Genomic DNA, 21781 nt, shown 5'->3' on the forward strand with positions numbered 1-21781 from the left:
CACTTGCCCGTCACTTGCCCTTGCGCGCGCCGATCTCCTCGTCCCAGCGGCGGAAGGCCTGTACCAGCTTGTCGGCGGCGAGCGGCAGTTCGATGGGGTGGTCGGCGATCAGCTTGTCGTAAGTCGGGCGGCCGAACTCGGCGATGGCGTCCTGGCTCTCCTTCGGCGCCATGGCGAGCGTCACGCCCTTCACCGCCGGGCCCGGATAGAAATAGCCCTCGTCATAGGTGTAGGCCTGCTGCGCCGGGGTCAGCAGATGGTTCATCAGGTCCAGGAGGACGGCGAGCTTTTCCGCCGACACGCCCTTGGGGATGCACATGTAATGGGCGTCGGCGACCCAGCGGAAATTCTCCACCGCGAAGACCTCGGCCGACTTCGGCACAACGCCGAGCACACGCGGATTGATGTCCCAGCCGGTGGTCGACACGATGATGTCGAGCGACCCTTCGCCCAGCGCCTTCATGGTCGGCGTGGTGCCGCCCGGATAGGCCTCGATGGTTTCGCCCAGTTCGCGCAGGTAAGCCCAGGTCTTTTCCCAGCCATTGACCGGGTCCTTGGGATCCTTGTCGCCCAGGATGTAGGGCAGCCCCATCAGGAAGGTGCGGCCGGGACCGGAGTTGGCCGGGCGGGCATAGGCGAAGCGCTTCGGATTGGCCTTCGCCCAGGCCAGCAGCTCCGCCGCCGTCTTCGGCACCTGCTTCACCCGTTCCGGCGCATATTCGAACAGCGGTCCGGAAGGGTAGTAGGTGACGACCACGCCCTGGCCTTCGGCGAGACCCTGCATGCGGGCGGCCGGCTCCAGATAGATGTCGGACAGTTTCGGCAGGTCGCCGGCGCGGTCCGGCAGCAGATTGACCCACAGTTTCTGGTCGATGCCGGCGGACAGCACGTCGGTGCCGGTCAGCACCAGATCGATGTCGACCCGGTTGGCGTCCTGTTGCGCCTTCAGCTTGCCGGGGAGTTCCGGCGCCGGCGCCTTGGAGAAGACGATGCGCGAAGCCCAGTCGGGCTTGGCCTTGCGGTAATTCTCGATGGCCTTCTGGGTCAGCGCCAGATTGCCGGCGACGTCCACCACATTCAGCGTGACCGGGCTCGCCGGCTTCGGCAGGGCCGCGAACACCGGCCGGCCGGTCGCCAGAAGCCCGGCGGTCCCGGCGGACGCCGCGAGGAAGCCGCGTCGTGAAATCCCGTGGTCAATCATAGGTTTCCTCCCGTTTCTACGCATTTTTCAAATTGCGGTGGTTCGAGCTGCGGCGGACATACTGAAGCGGCCGGGAAGCCATGGCGGTTTGCCTGACAGGACCGGTCGGAGAGCAGGGTCGCGGAAGATACGGATAATTTGTTCCTAGGCCGAATGCTAGTATGGTAGTCCCGGCTCCGCAAGCGGAAACTCGTATGGTAGTAGCTCGTCGTGTCGGGTTATGGCGGGGGAGAGCGCAAGTCCTGTCCGATGGCCGTTGAGTGTCGCTGTCTGCTGCAACGGCCCGTCGTCACAATGTCAAGCTGTGGAAGCGATTGCGCATCGGCGTATGAGCGCTCCAAATTCATCTGCCGGTGTGCTATGGCTTGATATCGGCCGAGTCTCTGTATCGCTTCAATGGCAATGTATAAATCCCAAAATGTTTACCGATGGAGCTTTATAGCAAATACAGAGTCTTCTCTTTGATAAACCTGTCGAAATACGAATAAAATGAAAGAAAAATTGAGATATAGATTTCCGATTTTCCAAAATCTAGACGATTATCCATGCTGCGATAGGGCTCGTATCTTTCCGTGCGCTCCCCATTCCATTGGTAGCGCAGATCGGATCTTGATGGTTTGGATGGTATGAATGGCAATGATACCGAAAATATTCAAAGAAAAAATAGATGGATCACTTGAAAAACTGAACGCCATTCTTGAAAGAAAAGAACCAAAGGTTCTTTTCTTTACGGAGAATGATTTTCTTTTCCCTGAAGATTTTGATAAAGATTTTGGGAGATCTTCTTATGAATTTGTAATTTCGTACAGTCAGTCAATTTTTGATAATCAAAATTTTGATTTTGACATCGTAATTCTGTGCGGTCACCTAAAGAGCGAAGAGATACTCGCCTGGAAGCTGCAAAATATGCCGAGGCGGCCTTTTGTTGCCCTGTGGGCATGGGACAATCATCATGAGCCCATCCTCAACAGCCGGGCGGCTATGATCGCCGATGCAGTGTTTCCTGCTCATTGGTTCGCACATGAAGACATGGCAAATGCGGCCACCCTCATAGCGCCGCACCTTCCGCTTTGCATAACGCAATGGAGCAGCGTCTTCCTGGCATCGATGGAGGAGAGAATCGTTGCTGCCGGGCGATGCGACAAATTATATGGCGGCTTCTTCAACCATGCGGATGCAAGAGAAAGGAATGGACTGATCGCCTCGTATCGGGAACGATATCCCAATGAGCATGTATTCACTCTCCCACTCGATAAAAGACCAGCATATTTTTCATTCAGCCAGGAGCAAAGATTGCTCGATTGGGCTTCCTACAAGGTCAGTGTAATTCTTCCCTTAAGAAATGACATTTCGCAACGGTTGTTCGATGCTCTGGCATGTGGCCTGATACCCATCGTTCCGCCTGAGTTTCCTGATCTTGATCTGGTGTTTTCACGACACGATCAACACTTTTTGCCGATCGTCCGGATGGAAAGCTATTCCGTCGAAGGCATTGCGGATGCCCACACCCGCGCATTGAAGCTGTTCGATCGGGACGGCAAACAAGGTGTGGTGCGCAGGCATCGGTTCGCTCGCGACAATCACGGATTGCGCAACAGAATAGATCGACTGGTCAGCCTGTTCCGCCCGGGCACAGCGTTCTCAAAAGTTCGAATCGACTTCGAAAACGGTATTCACATATACTTGACATGAATTTGGTAAATTCCTACGAATATCGACTTGCTTTTTGGCAAGATGATTGGAGCCGTGGCATCAATATACAGCCTTCGACTCGAAGGGTACGTAATTGCCACGGCGTCATGATTCCAGATGACCTTCCGCACGCAGCGATGGCCTTTCCATGATCATTCTCCTGACGACCCCGGAACACCAATACACACTTCGCAGCATTGCCGAAGGCCAGTTCGGCGTGCCGGTTCCGGACATCAGGAGCCTGACTTACGATCAGGTTCTTGCGGCATCCACGGTGCCGAGAGCCACCTATGTTTTCGCGGATCTCGAGCGGCTTTCTGCATCCCGCTTGAGACGAGCCGCCGACCTGTACCGGAAATTGCGCGATCTTGGCGTGCGCTGCCTGAACGATCCGGCCTGCGCGATGAGCCGCGTGGAACTCCTGACCAATCTCAGCGAGAAAACCGGCAATCCCATCGAGGTCCATCGGGCGGACATGCGTCCCAGGCCATCGCGTTTTCCCGTCTTCCTGCGCCTTGAAGACGAGCATGAGATGCCGTCGGACGCCCTCTATCACAACCAAAGCGAACTCGACGAGGCTCTTGCCGCCCAACGCCGGGATGGAGTGCCTTTGCGTGGCCTTCTCGTCCTGGAAAAGGTCGATGCGAAGTACAATGGCACCCTGTGGGCCAAATGGGGCAGTTGGCGGATCGGGGACCGGATCGTCGTGGAGCATATTGCCGTCGAAGACCGGTGGATGGTCAAGTATGGCCGGCACGACTGTCTTACGGAAGACATCGTCTCCGACGAATTCGACGCCGTATCGACCAATCGGTTCGAACCCCTGCTCAAGCCGGCGTTCGAGACCGCCGGGATCGAGTATGGTCGCGCGGACCATGCCGCCACACCGGATGGAGCGGTGGTGTTCGAGATCAACACCAACCCGTTTCTCGGCAACTATGTGCCGGACCCCTGGCTGAAACGTCGTGACACTCAGATGCTGGCGAGACAGCGCTGGAGCGAGGCGATGCAATCGATCGACACGCCGTGCTGAACAAAGGTTGAAAAAATTGGCTTTGCATTCAGATGGCGGGGCCATGGCAAGCCATGGCCCGCAACCTCAACCTGCAACGGCAAGGCGTGACAGGTCAGAAGGCGGTATTATCAAGAATAAAGCGGCGAAGGGGGCGGCGGCGGCGGGGGCGGACCAAGAGGCAGATCGGTTTCGATGGAGAAAGGCATGCTTTCCATTCCTAAGTTATAGGGTCATTTCAAACGAAGGCTGAGCGGGAACATCCTTCGAGGCAATGATAATCATTGCTCCAGACCTTCCCGTCAAGATTGTGTCCTGTGGATTGGGCGGAAATTTGTGACGGCATTCCCGTCACGCAGGCATGTCCCAATCCGCAACGTCCGGCTTTACCGGATGATGGATCATGTTGCTCCGGCCGAAGCCGCTTGGATCCTCGGCAAAATAACGCGGGCGGGAGGGGCGCCATATCAGGGTGCCCGGTTGCAGGCATTCGTCCTGCGGCGTGTTCTCGTAATTGGTTCCGCACCGGGAGGGTGGACAGAGGGGACCCTGCCCGCCGATGTCTTCGACGGTGAAACCACCGGCGAGCGCGACGGTCGGCAGGGTGAACTCGTAATGGCCGCGCCAGCCGGCGATGGACATGATCAGCCCATAGGTGCGCGCGAAATGGCGGGACAGGCGCATGATCGGGTGAAACGCCCGGTGGGCGAGGTCGGGGCTGACCGACGCCGGCATCGCTGCCGACTGCCAATAATACCAATCGCGACTTGCGGCGAGCGGCTGGACGGTCGTCGTCAGGAGATCGGACGCGTTCCGGCTGAACTGGTCGAAAAGCTGCGCCCAGTCGCCGGAATAATCGACGTCGTATTCGACGATCCAGACGAAATCGGCGTCGAGGGACAGGACGCAGGGAATGATCGCCACGTCCAGGTAGCCCCGCTGCACGCCGCCATGCGCAGCCATCTCCCGATACCGTGCCGGCATGCAGGAGTCCGGCGGCCGATAGGCGAAATCGACTTGCGGTTCCGCCCGGTTGTCCGGATTGAACATGAAATGCCAGTCGATCATGTGCCCGGTCTGATCGACGAGACGCCGGAAATGCCGCTCGATCCGTTCGGAACGGACATGACAGACGAACAACCCGGCGACCTTGAAGGGAGGAACGGGTTTCATCGCTTGCCTTGGCTCTGCGGTCTGTAGGTCGGCGGCACGGGAACAGCGGACTCCCGTCGGCCTCATAGTATTGTTCGGACGCCGGCCATTGATAGGGAATTCATTGGCTTGGCGACGGCACACCGCCCAATCGAGCCGTGTCCTCCGGCAGGGGAGAGAGATGAGGCGGACATGGGATATGCGACGTCGCATTTCTCAGCGCTGCGACTTATGGAAATTATCTCGCACCAGCACACGGACGGTTGAAACTTCCGACAGAATCGGCATGCTGTCGCCGATGGTCTGACCACTTCGCGTGCAGGGGGTGCCTCCTGCCCGAAAAATGATCATCCTCGTTCGCGCATCGACCCGTACCCGTCCATCCTCGACCAGGAAACCGTCGCCCATGTCCGCCATCCTGCTGCAGGAAAGTTCCGAGACGAAGGACCAGCCGCTCCGCGAAGACATCCGCCTGCTGGGGCGCATCCTGGGCGACACCGTCCGCAGCCAGGAAGGGGAGGCGGTGTTCGACATCGTCGAGCGCATCCGCCAGACCTCGATCCGCTTTCACCGCGAAGAGGACCAGGGCGCCCGCAAGGAACTGGAGGCGATCCTGAACAGCCTGTCGCCGCCGCAGACGGCGCGGGTGGTGCGGGCCTACAGCTTCTTCTCGCACCTCGCCAACATCGCGGAGGACCAGCACCACATCCGCCGCACCCGCGCCCATGCGCTCGCCGGGTCGGCCGCGCGCGACGGCACCATGGCCCATGCGCTGGACGAGGCGACGAAGGCCGGCGTCACCACCCAGCAGCTGAAGGAGTTCTTCGACGGCGCGCTGGTCAGCCCGGTGCTGACCGCCCACCCGACCGAGGTACAGCGCAAGAGCATCCTGACCGTGCAGATGCAGGTCGCCAAGCTGCTGGCCGAGCGCGACCATGGGCCGATGACGCCGGAGGAGGAGGACACCAACCTCGAATCGCTCCAGCGCGCCGTGCTGACCCTGTGGCAGACCGCGATCCTGCGCGCCACCAAGCTGGCGGTGACGGACGAGGTGGCCAACGGACTGACCTTCTACGACTACACCTTCCTGCGCGAGATGCCGCGCTTCTACGCCCAGCTGGAAGACCATCTGCGCAAGACCGACCCGTCCTGGACGACGACGGAGCTTCCGTCCTTCCTGCGGATGGGCAGCTGGATCGGTGGCGACCGCGACGGCAACCCCTTCGTCACCGCCCCCGTGCTGCGCCAGGCGATGCGGATGCAGAGCACCCGCGCCCTGCAATTCTATCTGGATGAGCTGCACGCGCTCGGAGCGGAGCTGTCGCTCAGCACCCGCGTCATCGACGTGTCGGAACCGCTGCGCCAGCTGGCCGAACGCTCGCCCGACCCGTCGCCGCACCGCAAGATGGAGCCCTACCGCCGCGCGATTTCCGGCATCTATGCGCGGGTCGCCGCGACGCTGCGGACGCTGGATGGGCTGGAGGCGCCGCGCCACGCCGTGGGCGACGCACCGCCCTACCAGACCCCGGCGGAATTCCGTGCGGACCTCGACATCATCGACCGCTCTCTGACCGTCAACGGCTCGGCGGCACTGGCGAAGGGCCGGCTGCGTCACCTGCGCCGCGCGGTCGATCTGTTCGGCTTCCATCTCGCCAGCATCGACCTGCGCCAGAACTCCGACGTGCATGAGCGTTCCGTGGCGGAGCTGCTGTCCTTCGCCGACGCCGGCGTCGATTACACGGCGCTGTCGGAAGACGAGCGGATCGAGATCCTGGTGCGCGAGCTGGACACCAACCGCCCGCTGGCCTCCAGCTACGCCGAATATTCCGAAGAGACCAGTTCCGAGCTGGACATCCTGCGCACCGCCGCCGAAGCCCGCGTCCGCTTCGGCACCGATGCGGTGGTGAACTGCGTCATCTCCAAGACCGACGGCGTGTCGGACATCCTGGAGGTCGCCGTCCTGCTGAAGGAAGCCGGGCTGCTGAGGCCGAAGGACAAGGCGCTGGACCTGAACATCGCCCCGCTGTTCGAGACCATCGGCGACCTGCGCAACTGCGCCGCGACCATGGACCGGCTGCTGTCGATCCCGGCCTACCGGCGCTTCTTGGAGAGCCGCGGCAATCTGCAGGAGGTGATGCTCGGCTATTCGGACAGCAACAAGGACGGTGGGTTCCTCACCTCCGGCTGGGAACTGTACAAGGCCGAGATCGCGCTGGTCGAGGTGTTCGCCAAGCATGGCGTGCGTCTGCGGCTGTTCCACGGCCGCGGCGGCTCGGTCGGCCGCGGCGGCGGCCCCAGCTATCAGGCGATCCTGGCCCAGCCGGCCGGCGCCGTGCAGGGCGCCATCCGCATCACCGAGCAGGGCGAGGTCATCGCCGGCAAGTATTCGAACCCGGAGGTCGGCCGCCGCAACCTGGAAACGCTGGCCGCGGCGACGCTGGAAGCCACGCTGCTGCATCCGGAATCGGCCGCCCCCTGCACCGACCAGTTCCTCCAGACCATGGAAGAGCTGTCGGAGCACGCCTTCAGGGCCTATCGCGGGCTGGTCTACGAGACCGAGGGCTTCGAGAAGTATTTCTGGGAATCGACGGTGATCGGCGAAATCGCCAACCTCAACATCGGCAGCCGCCCGGCCTCGCGCAAGAAATCGACCAGCATCGAGGATCTGCGCGCCATTCCCTGGGTGTTCAGCTGGGCGCAGTGCCGCCTGATGCTGCCGGGCTGGTACGGCTTCGGGTCGGCGGTGAAGGCCTATCTGGCCCAGCATCCCGACGGGATGGAACGGCTGCGCGCCATGCACCGCGACTGGGGCTTCTTCAGCACGCTGCTGTCCAACATGGACATGGTGCTGTCCAAGTCGAACATCGCCATCGCATCGCGCTATGCCGGGCTGGTGTCGGACCCGGCACTGCGCGACGCGATCTTCACCCGCATCCGGGCGGAATGGCAGGACAGCATCGACGCCCTGCTGGCAATCACCGAGCAATCGGCCCTGCTGGAGAAGAACCCGCTGCTGGCACGGTCGATCCGCAACCGCTTCCCCTATCTGGACCCGCTGAACCACGTCCAGGTCGAGCTGCTGAAGCGTCACCGCACCAGTGACAGCGGCGAGCAGATCGCCCGCGGCATCCATCTGACCATCAACGGCATCGCCGCTGGCCTGCGCAACAGCGGCTGATCTCCCCGCCGTTTTTCTTGCCGCAGCGCAGCGGCAGGCGACGTTCCGCCGCATGGTTGCCGACAAAAACGCCCTTCCTCCGCCGCGAGGAAGGGCGTTTTATGTTTGCGGACGAACGGCTTGGTCCGTCTTGTCCTTTTCTTGTGCGATGCACGCTCAACTCTTCGGCATCGCAAAACAAAGCTCGGCCGTTGGTGTTGAGGCCAAAATAAGTCACGACAGATCTGCCTAAAATCACAGTTGATCGTCGATGAGTATTTTGATACCTCATGCCTCCCCGAGAGGAGAAATGGTATGACCACTCAGTCACAGCAACAGCAAATGGCCCAACCGCATCAAGAGCGGACGGCCACCGGTACCCAGGGCAACCGCGGCACCCAGGGCGGCGCCACCGACACCCATGAGGAATTCTGCGGCGGCGCCTGCGGTGCCGGTGCCGGTGCCGCGGTGATCTGGCGCCCGATCACGGTCGGGACCCGGCGCTGACCAGCGACGGTCTTCGCATGAAAAAAGCCCCTCTCCGCTGACGGGAGAGGGGCTTTTTTCTTTCGGTTCTGTTTTTGGTTTTAAGTGGCCCGGTCAACCCGCCCGCATGCGGTTGACCAGACTGTCGACCTGCGAGCCCAGCGAGCGCACCTCGTCCGCGACGGTGGAGGAGGCGGTCAGCACGCGGGTGGCGGACTCGCCGGATTCCGCGGCGGCACGGGCGACGGAATCGATGTTGCGCCGGACATGCTGTGTGCCGTCCGCCGCCTCGCCGACATTGCGGGCGATCTCGCGGGTGGCCGCACTCTGCTCTTCGACCGCGGCGGCGACGGTGGCGGCGATCTCGTTGATTTCGCGGATGGTGCCGGCGATGGAGCGGATGGCGTCCACCGCATCCTGGGTCACCGCCTGCATCGCCTGGATCTGGCTGGAGATCTCCTCCGTCGCCTTGCCGGTCTGGTTGGCGAGGCTCTTCACCTCGCTCGCCACCACGGCGAAGCCCTTGCCGGCTTCACCGGCGCGGGCCGCCTCGATGGTGGCGTTCAGCGCCAGCAGATTGGTCTGGGTGGCGATGTCGTTGATCAGTTGTACCACCTCGCCGATCTTGTTGGCCGACTGCGACAGGCCCTCCACCGTGCGATCGGTGCGCTCCGCCTCGGTCGCCGCCTTGCGGGCAATCTGGCTGGAGGCGTGGACCTGGCTGCCGATCTCCTGGATGGAGGCCGACAACTCCTCGGTTGCGGCGGCGACCGCCTTGACGCTGCCTTCGGCCTGCTGGGACGTGCTGGCGGCGGTCGCCGCCTCGCCGGTGGTGGCCTCGGCGTTGCGGCTCATCCGCTGGGCCATGTCCTGCATTTCGCCGGCGGCGCGGGCAACGCGGTCCAGCACGCCGCGCACGCTGCTTTCGAAATTCTCGGCCATCTCGACCATGGCGCGGCGGCGTTCGCCGGCGGCACGGCTGCGTTCGGTCTCGGCCCGCGCATTGGCGGCACTGGCCTCGTTGGCGGTGTCGCGGAAGACCATCAGGGCACGGGTCATGTCGCCGATCTCGTCGGAACCGGCGGCGGGGATCGGCGCGTTCAGGTTGCCGGCGGCAATCGCCCGCATGGCGTCGGACAGCTGGCTGAGGCGCGCGACGATGTTGCGGCCGACCACGAACCAGGCCAGCGCCGCGGCGCCGATCAGGCTGCCGACCGCGAACAGGATCAGCATCTTGCGCCCGGCCGACAGCGCGTCGGTGGCCCCGGCGGCGGCGGTGTCCGCCTCCTGCTTCATCGCGGCGATCTGGCCGTCGACCATGCCGGCGAACTGCTGGGCGATCTGGCGGTTCTCCGCCAGCACCTTCTCGTTCTCGGCGGCGGCGCCGAGTTCGGAGCGGCGCAGCTTGAACAGGCTGTTGTCGCCCTTGCCGAAGCCGGCCAGCAGTTCGGCACTCTTCACCAGCTTCGGCAGCCCGTCGTCGCCGGCTGCCTGGAGCGCCTTCAGCCGCTCCTCCATCGCCTTGGCGGCGGTGGTGAAGCGGGTTTCCAGCATAGCCAGCCGGTCGGCGCTGGGCGCCTGCGTCGCCTCGTTCAGCGCGCCGACGGTGGCGGCGGCGTAGGTCGACAGTTCCAGATATGTGCGGAAGCGGGCCAGACCGTCGCCCAGCAGATCCTGCATCGAGTCACGGGTCTGCGAACGGATGTTGACGCTCGACAGCTTGATCTCGGCCTTCAGCCGCATCAGCGGCGATTCCATCTGGTCCAGCAGAGTGGCCTGCCGGCGGGCGGCATCGGCCAGGACCTCGGTCGTCTTCTGGCGGATGGCGTCGCGCTCGGCGCTGCCGGCCGGCGATTCCAGCGCCTTGCGGCGCATGTCGAAGACGCCGTCGGCGCCGTCGCCCAGCAGGAAGAAGGCATCCAGCCCGTCCGAGGTCTCCTTGCTCAGCCGGCTGCCGACCTGGGCGGTGGCGCTGACCATGCGGGCGGCCGCTTCCAGATAATTCTGCTGGAACTGGGTGACGGCGAAGGCGGTTTCGGCGCCGCCGGCGCGCGTCAGCGCTTCCGATGCGAGCCCCAGGTCGCCGCGCACCTCGTACATGGTGATCAGCGAGCGGATGGCGTCGCCCAGCAAATTCATATCGCGCTCGGTGCTGCTGTCCAGCGTCTCGCCCTTGCCGCGCAGTGTGGCGCCGGCCCACTCGGTCAGCGGAGCGAGGTTGGCGAGGAAGGCGTCGTAGGACTTGGCCAGATCGACCGCCATCGTCTCGCGCGTGCCGCGGACGGACAGGCGCAGGTTGGCGGCGGCGTTGCCGCGTTCCAGCGTTGCGATCAGCCCCTGGGTCTTGGCGCGCAATTCGCCGATCCGCGGGTCGCCGGAGCGGTGGCTTGCCAGTTCCTCCACCAGGACACCCAGCGCCTTGCCGTTGCCCATGATCTCGCCATAGACGCGCTCGCGCTCGTTCTGGCTTTCGGCGGCGGCAAGCACCGGAGCGGCCGCGGCGATGCCGCTGCTCTCACCGGACAGGCGCTTCGCCAGTTCCATCTCCGGCAGGCCGGTACCGACGATCTGCGTCAGCGGCCGTTCCACCGCCGAGAAGGAGGTCAGCCCGACCATGCTGGCGGCGACCGTCATGCCGGCCATGCCGGCGAAGGCGAGCAGAAGCTTGCCGCGCACGCCCAGCCTGCGGCCGCCTGCGGCACCGGTTGGGTGGTGGGGCATCGAGGTCTCGTCACGCGCGTTCATCGTCATATGCGTCCTGCTCCCCGGAAAGTGCATCCGCTCTGGGCTTTTTGCCCGTTTTGTTCGTTGCTGCCGGCTGCAAACCGCTCCCCCGCTCCCAGGGACTGTTCCGATCCACACTGCTTGGCAGGCCAACCATACCGCAGTGTGGTTGACAGATCCTTACGGGGGAACTCTCATTTTCTGCCTTCACCGGTCATAACCGAATCGTCACAGCCTGTTCGGATGGTGATTTCGGCATGCGTCATTATGACCATCCGCAGCTTACGAACGTTATAGTGTCTCTTCCCGTTCCCAGCCGCATGATAGTCTCGGACTGGAAGTCATCGACTTTGGGGAGAGGCATGCGGGTCTGGCAATCGGCGTTTGCACCTCCCGGGGCGGAGCTGTCTCCGCAGTCCGCCGATCTCGTCCTGGTCTTCGGCTCCGTTGACATCTTCGACAGTCCAGGCTTCGCCACCCGGCTGACGGCCGCCTGCCCCGACGCGAAAACGGTGGGATGCAGCACGGCGGGTGAGATCGCGGAGGACAGCGTCCTCGACGGTTCCTGCATCGCCACCGCCGCCGCCAGTCACGGCGCTATGACGGTCGCCCTCCTGACGGAATGCTGACCGCATGCACAGCCCGCTGCAAAGCCAGTTCAAACGGGTGCTGGGCCTGCCGACCGCCGAAGCGGCGGACTCCGTCCTGGCGGAGTTGAAGGCGCTTGCCGGCACCGCCGGCCTGTCGGCGGAGGCGGCGCGGATGCTGGAGACGCTGCCGGCGCTGTTCACCCGCATCGGCCAGAGCTATGAGCAGGCCGACCGCGACCTGACGCTCCGCGCAAGCAGCCTGCAGTTGAGTTCCGAGGAACTGGTCGACACCAACGAGCGCCTGCGGCGCGAGGCGGGGGCGCAGGCCCATGCCATCCGCCGGTTGCGCGGCATCGCCAACAGCCTGCTGCGGGCGGACGACCGTCCCGAACTGCCGGATGCGGCAGACAGCAGCCCGACCGACAGCCTGGAACGGCTGAGCCAACTGATGGCAGGGCTGGTGGAGGAGCGCTCCGCTGCGCAACGGGCACTGGAACAGCAGAAATTCGCGCTCGACCAGCATGCCATCGTCAGCATCACCGACCACCGCGGCATCATCACCTACGCCAACGACAAATTCTGCCAGATCAGCGGCTTCCCCCGCGAAGAGCTGCTCGGCCGGTCGCATCGCATCGTCAATTCCGGCCACCACCCCTCCGGCTTCTTCGCGGAGATGTGGCACACCGTCATGGACGGGCAGGTCTGGCACGGCGAGATCTGCAACCGCACCAAGGCGGGCGAGGAATATTGGGTGGCGGCGACCATCGTCCCGCAGCTGACCGCCGACGGCCAACCGCACCAGTACGTCGCCATCCGCACCGACATCACCGAGCGCAAGCGGATGGAGGCGGAGCTTGAGGACAGCCGCCGCTTCCTGCAGAGCATCACCGACAGCATGGGCGAGGGCGTCTACTCGCTGGACCGCAACGGCTTCTGCACCTTCCTGAATCCTGAGGCCGAACGGCTGCTCGGCTGGTCGCTGGAGGATCTTCGTGGCATCACCCTCCATGACGCCGTGCATTACAAGGACGGGCAGGGACGGCCGGTCGCCGGCAAGGACTGCACCGTCCTCAACAGCGTCCGGCGCGGCGAGATCCATCGCTCGGAAACCGATCATTTCGTCCGGCGCGACGGCACGATCTTCCCCATCGCCATCACCGCGGTGCCGCTGCGCGAGGATGGCCGCATCGTCGGCTCCGTCACCGTCTTCCAGGACATCACCGAGCGCCAGCGCATGCTGACCGCCTTGCAGGAAAGCGAGGAGCGGCTGACGGTGGCGCTGGACGCCTCCATCACCGGGCTGTGGGACTGGAACCCGGTGACGGACCATGCCTATTTCTCCGATCTCTGGCTCGGCATGCTCGGCTATGCGCCCGGCGAACTGCCGGGCAGGGGCGCCACCTGGCTGGCGCTGTTGCACGAGGGCGACCGCGATCGCGTGCTGGCGACGCTGGAGGATCATGTGTCCGGCCGCGCCCCGGTCTATGAGGTCGAGTTCCGCATGCGCCACAAATCGGGCGCCTGGGTCTGGATCCTGTCGGCCGGCAAGGTGACGGACCGCGACGCCGACGGGCTGCCGACCCGCATCACCGGCATCCACAAGGATGTGACAGACCGCAAGCGGACCGAGGACGAGCTTGCCCGCGCCAAGGAGGAGGCCGACCGCGCCAACCGGCAGAAGAGCGATTTCCTGGCCAACATGAGCCACGAGATCCGCACGCCGATGAACGCGGTGATCGGTCTCAGCCACCTGATGATAAAGACGGAGCTGACGCCACGCCAGCGCGATTACCTCGACAAGATCCACGCCTCCTCGCGCAGTCTGCTCGGCATCATCAACGACATCCTCGACTTCTCGAAGGTCGAGGCCGGAAAGCTGACGATCGAGACGATCCCCTTCCACATCGGCGATGTGTTGCAGGAGGTGGCGACCGTCGTCCTGCCCAAGGTGCGGGAAAAGGGGCTGGAACTGATCGTCGACCTGCATGGCGGGGTGCCGGGCACGCTGGTCGGCGACCCGCTGCGGCTGGGTCAGGTCATCCTGAACCTCGTCTCCAACGCCGTGAAGTTCACCGAACGGGGCGAGGTGGTGGTGACGGTCGGCGGGCGCATCGGCACCGCCGACGATTACCGGCTGGAGGTGGAGGTCTGCGACACCGGCATCGGCATGTCGCCGGAACAGGCCGCCGCCCTGTTCCGCCCCTTCACCCAGGCCGACAGCTCCACCACGCGGCGTTTCGGCGGCACCGGGCTGGGACTGGCGATCTGCCGGCAGCTGGTGGAGCTGATGGACGGCACCGTGTCGGTGGAAAGCCGGCCGGGCGAAGGCAGCATCTTCCGCTTTTCCATCCGCTGCCGCGTGGCCGCCGGCGACACCACCGACAACCGGCTGCCGCGCGACCTGATGGATCGCCGCGTGCTGGTGGTGGACGACAGCGACGCCGTGCGCTCGATTCTGACCGACATGCTGGAACGCTTCGGCCTGACCGTCGAATCGGTCGGCGACGGCCTGTCGGCGCTGCGCCGGCTGGAGGAGGGGCAGGCCGGCATCGAGCCGCCGGTGGAACTGGTGGTGCTGGACTGGCGCATGCCGGAACTGGACGGGGTGGAGACGCTGCGCCGCCTGCGCGCATTGCCGGGCGCCCAGCCGCCTGTGGTGATGACCACCGCCTATGGCGCCGACGGGGTGCAGGGGGCGCTGGACGGCGCGCTGAAGAACACGAGCGAGGCCGGTCCCGACCGGCCGGTCACCGCCGTGCTGGAAAAGCCGGTGACGCCGTCCGCCCTGTTCGATTCGGTGATGATGGCCTTGGGCAGGGCTGCGGCCCGGCCTGCCGAGTCCGCGCGCCGCGTGCATGATCCGGCCCAGTCGACAGAGCTTTCGGCGCTGGTCGGCCGCAGCGTGCTGCTGGTGGAGGACAATCTGGTCAACCAGCAGGTCGCCTGCGGCCTGCTGGAGCTGGTCGGCATCGAGGCCACCGTCGTCGGCAGCGGCGAGGAGGCCCTGCAATGCCTGCGCGAGGTGAAGTTCGATCTCGTGCTGATGGATGTGCAGATGCCGGGCCTCGACGGCTACGAGACGACGCGGCTGATCCGGCGAAAGCTGGAGCTGTCGAGCCTGCCGATCGTCGCCATGACCGCCCACGCCATGGCTGGCGACCGCGAGCGCTGCCTCGATTCCGGCATGAACGACCATGTCTCCAAGCCGATCGATCCGGAGGCGCTCTATGCCGCACTCGCCCGCTGGCTGAAGCCGGTGCGCGGACTCGGCGGCGGCGCGGCGGCGGCCACCGGAAATGCCGCGATGCCGACGGTCTCCGCGGTAACGGCCGCCCAGGTGCTGCCCGACAGCCTGCCGGCGCTCGACCTCGCGGTCGCCCGGCGCAATGTGAACGGCAACCTCGCCCTGCTGCGCCGAATCCTGATCGATTTCGCCGCCACCCATGAGGCAGAGGCGGTGCGTCTGTCCACCGCCATTCGTGAGGAGCGTTGGAAGGACGTGCTGCGGCTGTCCCACACCTTGAAGGGCACCGCGGCCACCATCGGCGCCATGGAGTTGTCCGGTCTGGCGGGCCGGGTGGAAGCCGGCGCGATGACGGTCCCGCCGGCCGTCGAGGACGGCTTGCTCGACCGGCTTGCCGATGCCCTTGCGCGGGTGGTCGAGGGAATCGGCACGCTCGGCCGGCCGGTTGCGGACGTCACCCCGCAGCCCGAACCGCGGATACCGACCAGCCTTCCACGCGACATGCTGCACGCGGCGCAATCGCTGTCCGACCGGCTGGGCGGTCTACTGATCGCCGGAGATCCGGAAGCGGGCGATCTGGCCGACGCGCTTGCCCGCTTGCTGGCCGGCAGCCCGGTGACGTCCCTGGCCGAGCGGGTGAACCGCCATGCCGGCGCCTTCGATTTCGACGACGCCTCCACTGCCCTGACCGACCTGCGCGACCGCCTGCGCGATTTGAGAGAGACCGCGACATGAGTTTGCCGCACCCGGTTAGACAGCCGAACGGCGACAAGCCGCGCATCCTCATCGTCGACGATGAGCCGATCAACCTGAAGGTCATGGCCGATCTGTTGCGCGACAGCTACGGCCTGATCGTGGCGAAGGACGGCCCGCAGGCGCTTGCCCGTCTGGCCGGCGATCCGCTGCCCGACCTGATCCTGCTGGACGTGATGATGCCGGGCATGGACGGGGTCGAGGTTTGCCGGAGGCTGAAGGGCGATGTTCGAACCCGCGGCGTGCCGGTGATCTTCATCACTGCCATGGGACAGGTCCATGACGAGACCCGCGGGTTCGAGGTGGGTGCGGTCGATTATATCACCAAGCCGATCTCACCGCCGGTGATGCTGGCGCGCGTCCGCACCCACATCGCCCTGCGCGAGGCGCAGCGCGCGCTCGCCGACCAGAACCGGCAGCTGGAGGATCGTGTGGCGGAGCGCACCCGCGACCTGCTGCGCGCCCAGGACGCCACCATCCGCGCCATGGCCTCGCTGGCGGAAACCCGCGACAACGAAACCGGCAACCACATCCGGCGGACCCAGAATTATGTGCTGGCGCTCGCCCTCCATCTCAGCCGCGACCCGCGCTATGCCGGCCAGCTGGACGAGGAAACCATCGAGCTGCTCTACAAATCGGCGCCGCTGCACGATGTCGGCAAGGTCGGCATTCCGGACTCGATCCTGCTGAAGCCGGGCAAGCTCAGCGACGAGGAGTTCGAGGTGATGAAGACCCACGCGACCCTGGGGCATGATGCCATTTTCGCCGCCGAAGGGCAGGCTGAACCCGCCATTGCCGGCGGAAACTCGTTCCTGCGCATCGCCCGCGAGATCGCCCATGGCCATCACGAGCGCTGGGACGGCACCGGCTATCCCCAGGGCTTGGCAGGGGAGGCGATCCCGCTGTCGGCCCGCCTGATGGCGGTTGCCGACGTGTATGATGCGCTGATCAGCCGCCGCTGCTACAAGCCGCCCTTCCCGCACGAAAAGGCAGCCTCCATCATCCGCGAAGGCAGCGGCAGCCATTTCGATCCCGCCGTGGTCGCCGCCTTCAGCGTACTGGAGGACGAGTTCAGGGACATTGCCAGCCGCTATAAAGACGAGGAGTGAGGATCGGGCGCCATGTCGCGCCCATTCTCAGAACAGCTCGATCTCGACCTCGCGCCGGCCGATCACCGCAGCCTCCTGACCGTCCGAGTCCAGAATGTGGATTGGATCCCCGTCGCAATCGTCCGACATCGCCTGGGCGATCTCAAGCAGTTGAAGCGGCAACCGCATCCGGCCATTCGGCGACCGGTCGGCGCGGCAGGGGGCGATGGTGACGGTTATGGCCATGGAGGGTGTTTCCGTTTGAACTGAACCGCGACCAAGGGAGCAAGGCTCATACCAAAGCAGGACGGTAAAGCTCTCGATCAGGGAAAGACCTTATGTGTGCGGAAGATTGTAGCGGCACGCGGCCGTGATCGGCCCCCTCCACCCGTCACGGCCGCGTGCCTGTTAACCATGGCTCGGATCGTCAGGAGGATGCCATCCCTCGACTCTGCATTCTGCGACGCAACAGGCAATCGCAGACTGCAGAATCGCGAGCCGGTCCGAACCTGTCCGTAACCGTAGGCTCAGACCCAGGAATCGTCCCCGCCGCTGCCGCCATCGTCGAAGGACGGATCGTCGTACGATGCATCGTCGGCCGGCGGCGGATCGGGCGCATAGGCGGCATCCTGCGCCGTGTCGCCGCCCGCATCGCTTTGCGGGCCCTGGTCGTCACCGTAATAGTTGTTGGTGATCACCGTCTCGTTGATCGTTTCGCCGGCCATGGGCTGGGCCATCGCCGTGCCGAAGGGGCCGGGCGAATGGTGCAGCAGGGACGAGATGGCGCTCGCCGCCAGCATGCCGCCGGCCACGCCCGCCGCGGTCTGCGCCGCACCGGCGAAGAATCCGCCGCCGCGCGGGGCCATGCCCGGCTGCGGGAAAGGGGAGGGGCTGTATTGCTGCTGCGGATAGGCGGCACCCGGCGCCGCCCCCCACGGGCTGCGGCCGGCAGCAGGCTGTTGCTGCGGCTGGCCCTGTGGCTGCCCCTGGGGCGCCTGCGGATAGGAGGGGGCAGGGCGAGGTTCGGCCCCACGGCCCCACGGGCTGCGTCCGATGCCGAGCGCGTTGGACAGGAAACTGCCGCCGGACTGGGCCGGCTGGGCCGGACGTTCGCGCAGCTGACGCTCCAGCTCCTCGATCCGGGTCTGTGCCGCGGCCAGCGCCTGCTGCTGCACCAAGACGGTCTGCGCCATGTAGTAGGACGACAGCGGCTGGTCCTGCACCGACCGGCGGATGAAGTCCTCCGCTTCGGCGTCGCGCGGCTGGGAGGTCTGCTGGGACTCCACATCGCGCAGGCGGCGGAACAGGTCGAACAGAAGCGTGCGTTCCTCGGGGGTCATCGACGTCTCCTAAGACATGGCGCCCATCGCAAGGGGACGCCTCCTCTACATGTGGAGTCGCCATCCCCCGCAGGACAAGTCCCTTGTGAGGTGTTCCCGCCTTGAAAGACTGTCCCGCTCCACAACACCGCGCCGGTCATTTAGTTTCGCGTCTTAAGCAATATTGCGCAAAAATTCCAGCGACTTGCCAAAGGTTCCGAACTTGGGTCTTTGGATGGTGGATTGTCGGGCTGACCATTGTGGGAAGTGGGCGGCTATATCGGCTATGGCGTCGCGGGATTAACATATGACATTGACGGGGGTGCCTTTTTTCCCATCGATAGGCCACATTTGTGACGCGACCGCCCGGCGGCGCCGGTTGAGAAGCCGAGACCAAGATGAACAGGCGCCGAGAGATGGTGGAACTGACCGACCTGGAGCGCGATGCGCTGACCGAGTTGGTGAATATGGGGGTCGGCCGAGCCGCCACCCATCTCAGCCGCATGGTCAACGACCAGGTCCTGCTGTCCGTGCCGACCGTGGACATCGTCAGCCGGCAGGAGGCGTCCGATTTCCTGTCTGCGCGCGAGCGCAGCGGGCTGGTGGCGGTGGAGCAGCAGTTCCAGGGCTCCTTCGACGGGCGCGCCATGCTGATCTTTCCGGAGGCCAACAGCCTGGAACTGGCCCGCGCGGTCCTGGGCGGCGACCTGACCCTGGCGGAAATCGTCGATCTGGAGCAGGACGCCCTGGCGGAGATCGGCAACATCATCCTGAACGGTTGCCTGGTGGTGGTCGCCAACGCGCTGAAGGACCGGCTGACCATCTCGCTGCCGGCGGTGCTGCGCGGCGACGGCGCCAACATCCTCAAGGACAAGGTCGGCGGCGGCGATGAGCTGGTGCTGTTCCTCTACATCGATTTCACCATCCGCAGCCGCAGCATCCGCGGCTACATTGCCCTGCTGATGGGGGTTTCGTCCCTGCAGTCCCTGAAGCAACTGATCCACGCCTTCATCGAAGGCATCGCCGCCGAAGAACCCACATCCGCTGGAACGTCGTCTCATGGCTCCCAGATTGCCTGAACAACCCACCTGGGCACTGGATGTCCTCGGCGCGCTGGATGCCGGCATCCTGCTTCTGGACCGCCATTGCCGCGTTCTCTACTGGAACGGCTGGATGGAGCAGGCCTCCACCCTGACGGCCAGGGAGATCCTCGGGCACGACCTGTTCGATGCCCTGCCCAACCTGCGGGAATCGCGCCTGCACATCGCCGTGCGCGACACGCTGGCCACTGGCGCGCCCGGTGTGCTGTCGCACACGCTGAACCCGATGCTGTTCCCGCTGCGCCTGCCGGACGGGCGACGGATGGTCCACAATGTGGTGATCCGCCCGCTGCCGACGCATGCATCCTCGCCCCATTCGCAATCCGCGGGCAACGAGGCGCGCTGCCTGATCCAGGTGACCGATGTCACCGCGTCGGTGAACCGCGAACGGGTGCTGCGCGAACAGCGCGACGCACGCTATCGCGCTATCGTCGACACGGCGCCCGACGCCATCATCACCACCGACACCCGCGGCATGGTGCAGTGGATGAACGGCACCGCCACGCGTCAGTTCGACTATCGCCCGGACGAGCTGATCGGACAGAGCGTCGCCGTGCTGCTGGGCGAGGATGCTCCCGACTGGATCGCCATGGCGGAGGGCAGTGGGCCGGGGGCTGCCGGCATCGATACCGCAGCCCAGCCGGTGGAACTGTCCGGCCGGCGCCGCGACGGCAGCCACATCGACCTGGAACTGTCGATGGCGCGCTGGGAATCGGAAGGGCGCAGCTTCATCACCGGCATCCTGCGGGACATCACCGAACGCCGCCGCACCCGGGAGGAGCTGCGGACCAGCGCGCTTGCCATGCGCCAGCTTGCCGAGCAGACCAAGGCGACGCTGGACGCGCTGCCGGCCTTCATCGCGGTGCTCGACCGCTCCGGCCACATCGTCTCGGTCAACCGCGCCTGGGCCGAAGCCGGGCCGGAAACGACCTTCCTCGGCCAGGGCTGCATCGTCGGCGACGATTATCTCGACCATTGCGGCCGGGGCGAGACCGCCGACCCGCGCGCCGACACCGTGATGGACAGCCTGCGCAGGCTGCTGAGCGAAGGCGGGCCGCCGGTGTCGGCGGAATATATCACCAACAACCAGCACTGGTTCCGCTGCCTCGCCGCCCCGATGCCGGCGGGCCCCTTCGGCGGCACCGTGCTGATGCACATCGACGTGACGGAGATCAAGTCGATGGAGGCGGCGCTGCGGAAGCTGGTCGGCCAGAAATCGACCCTGCTGCGCGAGGTCAACCACCGCGTCAAGAACAGTCTGCAGCTGGTATCCAGCCTGCTGACCCTGCAGACGCTGAGCCTGCCCGACGAGGGGGTGCGGGTGCATTTCCAGGATGCCCGCAGCCGCATCGAGGCGATTGCCCGCGTCCACAACCGGCTCTATCAGGCCGACCAGTTCCAGACCATCGAGTTCGGCACCTACCTGAACGAGCTGTGCGAGGATCTGGCGCGGGCATCCGGTGGCGACAGCATGTGCGACATCGCCGTGCGGTCGGACGTGGTCGACCTGCCCATCGACCATGCCGCCCCGCTCGGCCTGATCGCCAACGAACTGATCACCAACGCGGTCAAGCATCGCGGCAACAGCGCGGCGCGGGTGACGGTCACCTTCCGGCGCGAAGGCGAGAAGCTCGCCCTGACCGTTTCGGACCGCGGTCCCGGCCTGCCGTCCAACTTCGACATCCGCAAGAGCCGCAGCCTGGGCATGCGCCTGATCTCCAGCCTCGCCGGCCAGATCCGGGCCAGCGTCGACATCGACACCGCCACGCAGGGGACCACCTTCCGCATCGAGCTGCCGGTGCCGGACGAGGTGCCGCTGCTGGAGACTTCTTCGCCAGAGGAGATCTCGGGATGAAGATCCTGCTGGTTGAAGACGAGGTGCTGATCGCGCTCGAACAGCAGCTCTATCTGGAAAATGTCGGCCACAGCGTCATCGGCCCGGCAGTCACAGCCTTGGAAGCGGTGGAAATCGCCGCGGACGACAAGCCGGATCTCGCCCTGGTCGACGTGCATCTGGGCATGGGCACCAACGGCATCGACGCCGCGCGGGGACTGACCAAGCTGGGCGTGCCCTGCCTGTTCATCACCTCTTTCCGCGACGAGCTGAAGAAGGACGGCCCGCTGACCGGCATCGGCTGCCTGCCCAAGCCCTTCACCGAAAGCGGCCTGCTCGCCGCCGTTGACGTCGCCCGCGCCATCCTGGCGGGGGAGACGCCGCGCAACGTGCCGCAGACGATGGAACTGTTCGTGTGAGGGGCAGACT

General features: G+C 65.0%; 16 protein-coding genes. 10 read left to right on the plus strand and 6 right to left on the minus strand.

Features of this window, described 5'->3' with window-relative positions; genetic code table 11:
- Positions 1 to 10: 10 nt before the first annotated feature.
- Positions 11 to 1201: an extracellular solute-binding protein gene (locus GBZ48_RS08680; protein ID WP_174470668.1), complete on the minus strand. Its 1191-nt coding sequence runs from the start codon at positions 1199 to 1201 to the stop codon at positions 11 to 13.
- Positions 1202 to 1831: 630 nt separating this feature from the next.
- Between GBZ48_RS08680 and GBZ48_RS08685 the strand changes: the two genes are divergently transcribed.
- Both GBZ48_RS08685 and GBZ48_RS08690 read left to right on the plus strand, forming a co-directional pair.
- Complete coding sequence (locus tag GBZ48_RS08685) at positions 1832 to 2893, plus strand: hypothetical protein (protein ID WP_174470669.1); 1062 nt, start codon at positions 1832 to 1834, stop codon at positions 2891 to 2893.
- 148 nt (positions 2894 to 3041) lie between these two features.
- Complete coding sequence (locus GBZ48_RS08690; protein WP_174470670.1) at positions 3042 to 3926, plus strand: hypothetical protein; 885 nt, start codon at positions 3042 to 3044, stop codon at positions 3924 to 3926.
- A 330-nt stretch (positions 3927 to 4256) separates the two neighbouring features.
- On the opposite strand, the gene GBZ48_RS08695 is transcribed toward GBZ48_RS08690, so the two are convergent.
- Positions 4257 to 5201 carry a hypothetical protein gene (locus GBZ48_RS08695; protein ID WP_174470671.1) on the minus strand — a complete coding sequence of 315 codons (945 nt, stop codon included), beginning with the start codon at positions 5199 to 5201 and terminating at the stop codon, positions 4257 to 4259.
- 72 nt (positions 5202 to 5273) lie between these two features.
- A complete protein-coding gene (locus tag GBZ48_RS08700; protein ID WP_174470672.1) occupies positions 5274 to 5465 on the minus strand; it encodes a hypothetical protein in 192 nt (63 codons plus the stop codon).
- On the opposite strand from GBZ48_RS08700, the gene ppc reads away from it, so the two are divergent.
- Both ppc and GBZ48_RS08710 read left to right on the plus strand, forming a co-directional pair.
- Positions 5464 to 8235, plus strand: a complete 2772-nt coding sequence (gene ppc, locus GBZ48_RS08705) for a phosphoenolpyruvate carboxylase (RefSeq protein WP_174470673.1) — start codon at positions 5464 to 5466, stop codon at positions 8233 to 8235. The two genes, GBZ48_RS08700 and ppc, sit on opposite strands and share 2 nt — an antisense overlap.
- A 294-nt stretch (positions 8236 to 8529) precedes the next feature.
- Entirely contained in the window at positions 8530 to 8721 is a 192-nt protein-coding gene (locus tag GBZ48_RS08710; protein ID WP_109096229.1) for a hypothetical protein, read from the plus strand.
- 93 nt (positions 8722 to 8814) lie between these two features.
- Here GBZ48_RS08710 and GBZ48_RS08715 read toward each other — a convergent pair whose 3' ends face one another.
- Positions 8815 to 11451 (minus strand): methyl-accepting chemotaxis protein, encoded by a 2637-nt coding sequence (locus GBZ48_RS08715; protein WP_174470674.1) that lies wholly within the window; start codon positions 11449 to 11451, stop codon positions 8815 to 8817.
- Between the two features lie 335 nt (positions 11452 to 11786).
- Between GBZ48_RS08715 and GBZ48_RS08720 the strand changes: the two genes are divergently transcribed.
- From GBZ48_RS08720 to GBZ48_RS08730, 3 genes are read left to right on the plus strand one after another with little or no spacing between them, the layout of a single operon-like run.
- Positions 11787 to 12053, plus strand: coding sequence for an FIST N-terminal domain-containing protein (locus tag GBZ48_RS08720; RefSeq protein ID WP_174470675.1), 267 nt, complete (start codon positions 11787 to 11789; stop codon positions 12051 to 12053).
- 4 nt (positions 12054 to 12057) lie between these two features.
- Entirely contained in the window at positions 12058 to 15993 is a 3936-nt protein-coding gene (locus GBZ48_RS08725; RefSeq protein ID WP_174470676.1) for a PAS domain S-box protein, read from the plus strand.
- Positions 15990 to 17120, plus strand: coding sequence for an HD-GYP domain-containing protein (locus GBZ48_RS08730; RefSeq protein ID WP_174470677.1), 1131 nt, complete (start codon positions 15990 to 15992; stop codon positions 17118 to 17120). Before GBZ48_RS08725 ends, GBZ48_RS08730 begins: the two co-directional genes overlap by 4 nt.
- A gap of 27 nt (positions 17121 to 17147) precedes the next feature.
- Here the strand turns inward: GBZ48_RS08730 and GBZ48_RS08735 are convergent, their stop codons facing one another.
- Positions 17148 to 17345, minus strand: a complete 198-nt coding sequence (locus GBZ48_RS08735; RefSeq protein WP_174470678.1) for a hypothetical protein — start codon at positions 17343 to 17345, stop codon at positions 17148 to 17150.
- Positions 17346 to 17626: 281 nt separating this feature from the next.
- The gene (locus GBZ48_RS08740) at positions 17627 to 18439 is read right to left on the minus strand and encodes a DUF2076 domain-containing protein (RefSeq protein ID WP_174470679.1); all 813 of its coding nucleotides are present in this window, start codon (positions 18437 to 18439) and stop codon (positions 17627 to 17629) included.
- A gap of 377 nt (positions 18440 to 18816) precedes the next feature.
- Here GBZ48_RS08740 and GBZ48_RS08745 point away from each other — a divergent pair, with 377 nt between their 5' ends.
- The 3 genes from GBZ48_RS08745 to GBZ48_RS08755 are packed head-to-tail and all read left to right on the plus strand — an operon-like array spanning position 18817 to position 21771.
- On the plus strand, positions 18817 to 19497 hold the full coding sequence (locus tag GBZ48_RS08745) for a chemotaxis protein CheC (RefSeq protein ID WP_246307075.1): 681 nt from the start codon (positions 18817 to 18819) through the stop codon (positions 19495 to 19497).
- Positions 19478 to 21373 carry a sensor histidine kinase gene (locus GBZ48_RS08750; RefSeq protein WP_174470680.1) on the plus strand — a complete coding sequence of 632 codons (1896 nt, stop codon included), beginning with the start codon at positions 19478 to 19480 and terminating at the stop codon, positions 21371 to 21373. Before GBZ48_RS08745 ends, GBZ48_RS08750 begins: the two co-directional genes overlap by 20 nt.
- Positions 21370 to 21771 (plus strand): response regulator, encoded by a 402-nt coding sequence (locus GBZ48_RS08755; protein ID WP_174470681.1) that lies wholly within the window; start codon positions 21370 to 21372, stop codon positions 21769 to 21771. Before GBZ48_RS08750 ends, GBZ48_RS08755 begins: the two co-directional genes overlap by 4 nt.
- The last annotated feature ends 10 nt before the right edge of the window (positions 21772 to 21781 follow it).

Source organism: Azospirillum melinis (assembly GCF_013340935.1).
GTDB lineage: Bacteria > Pseudomonadota > Alphaproteobacteria > Azospirillales > Azospirillaceae > Azospirillum > Azospirillum melinis.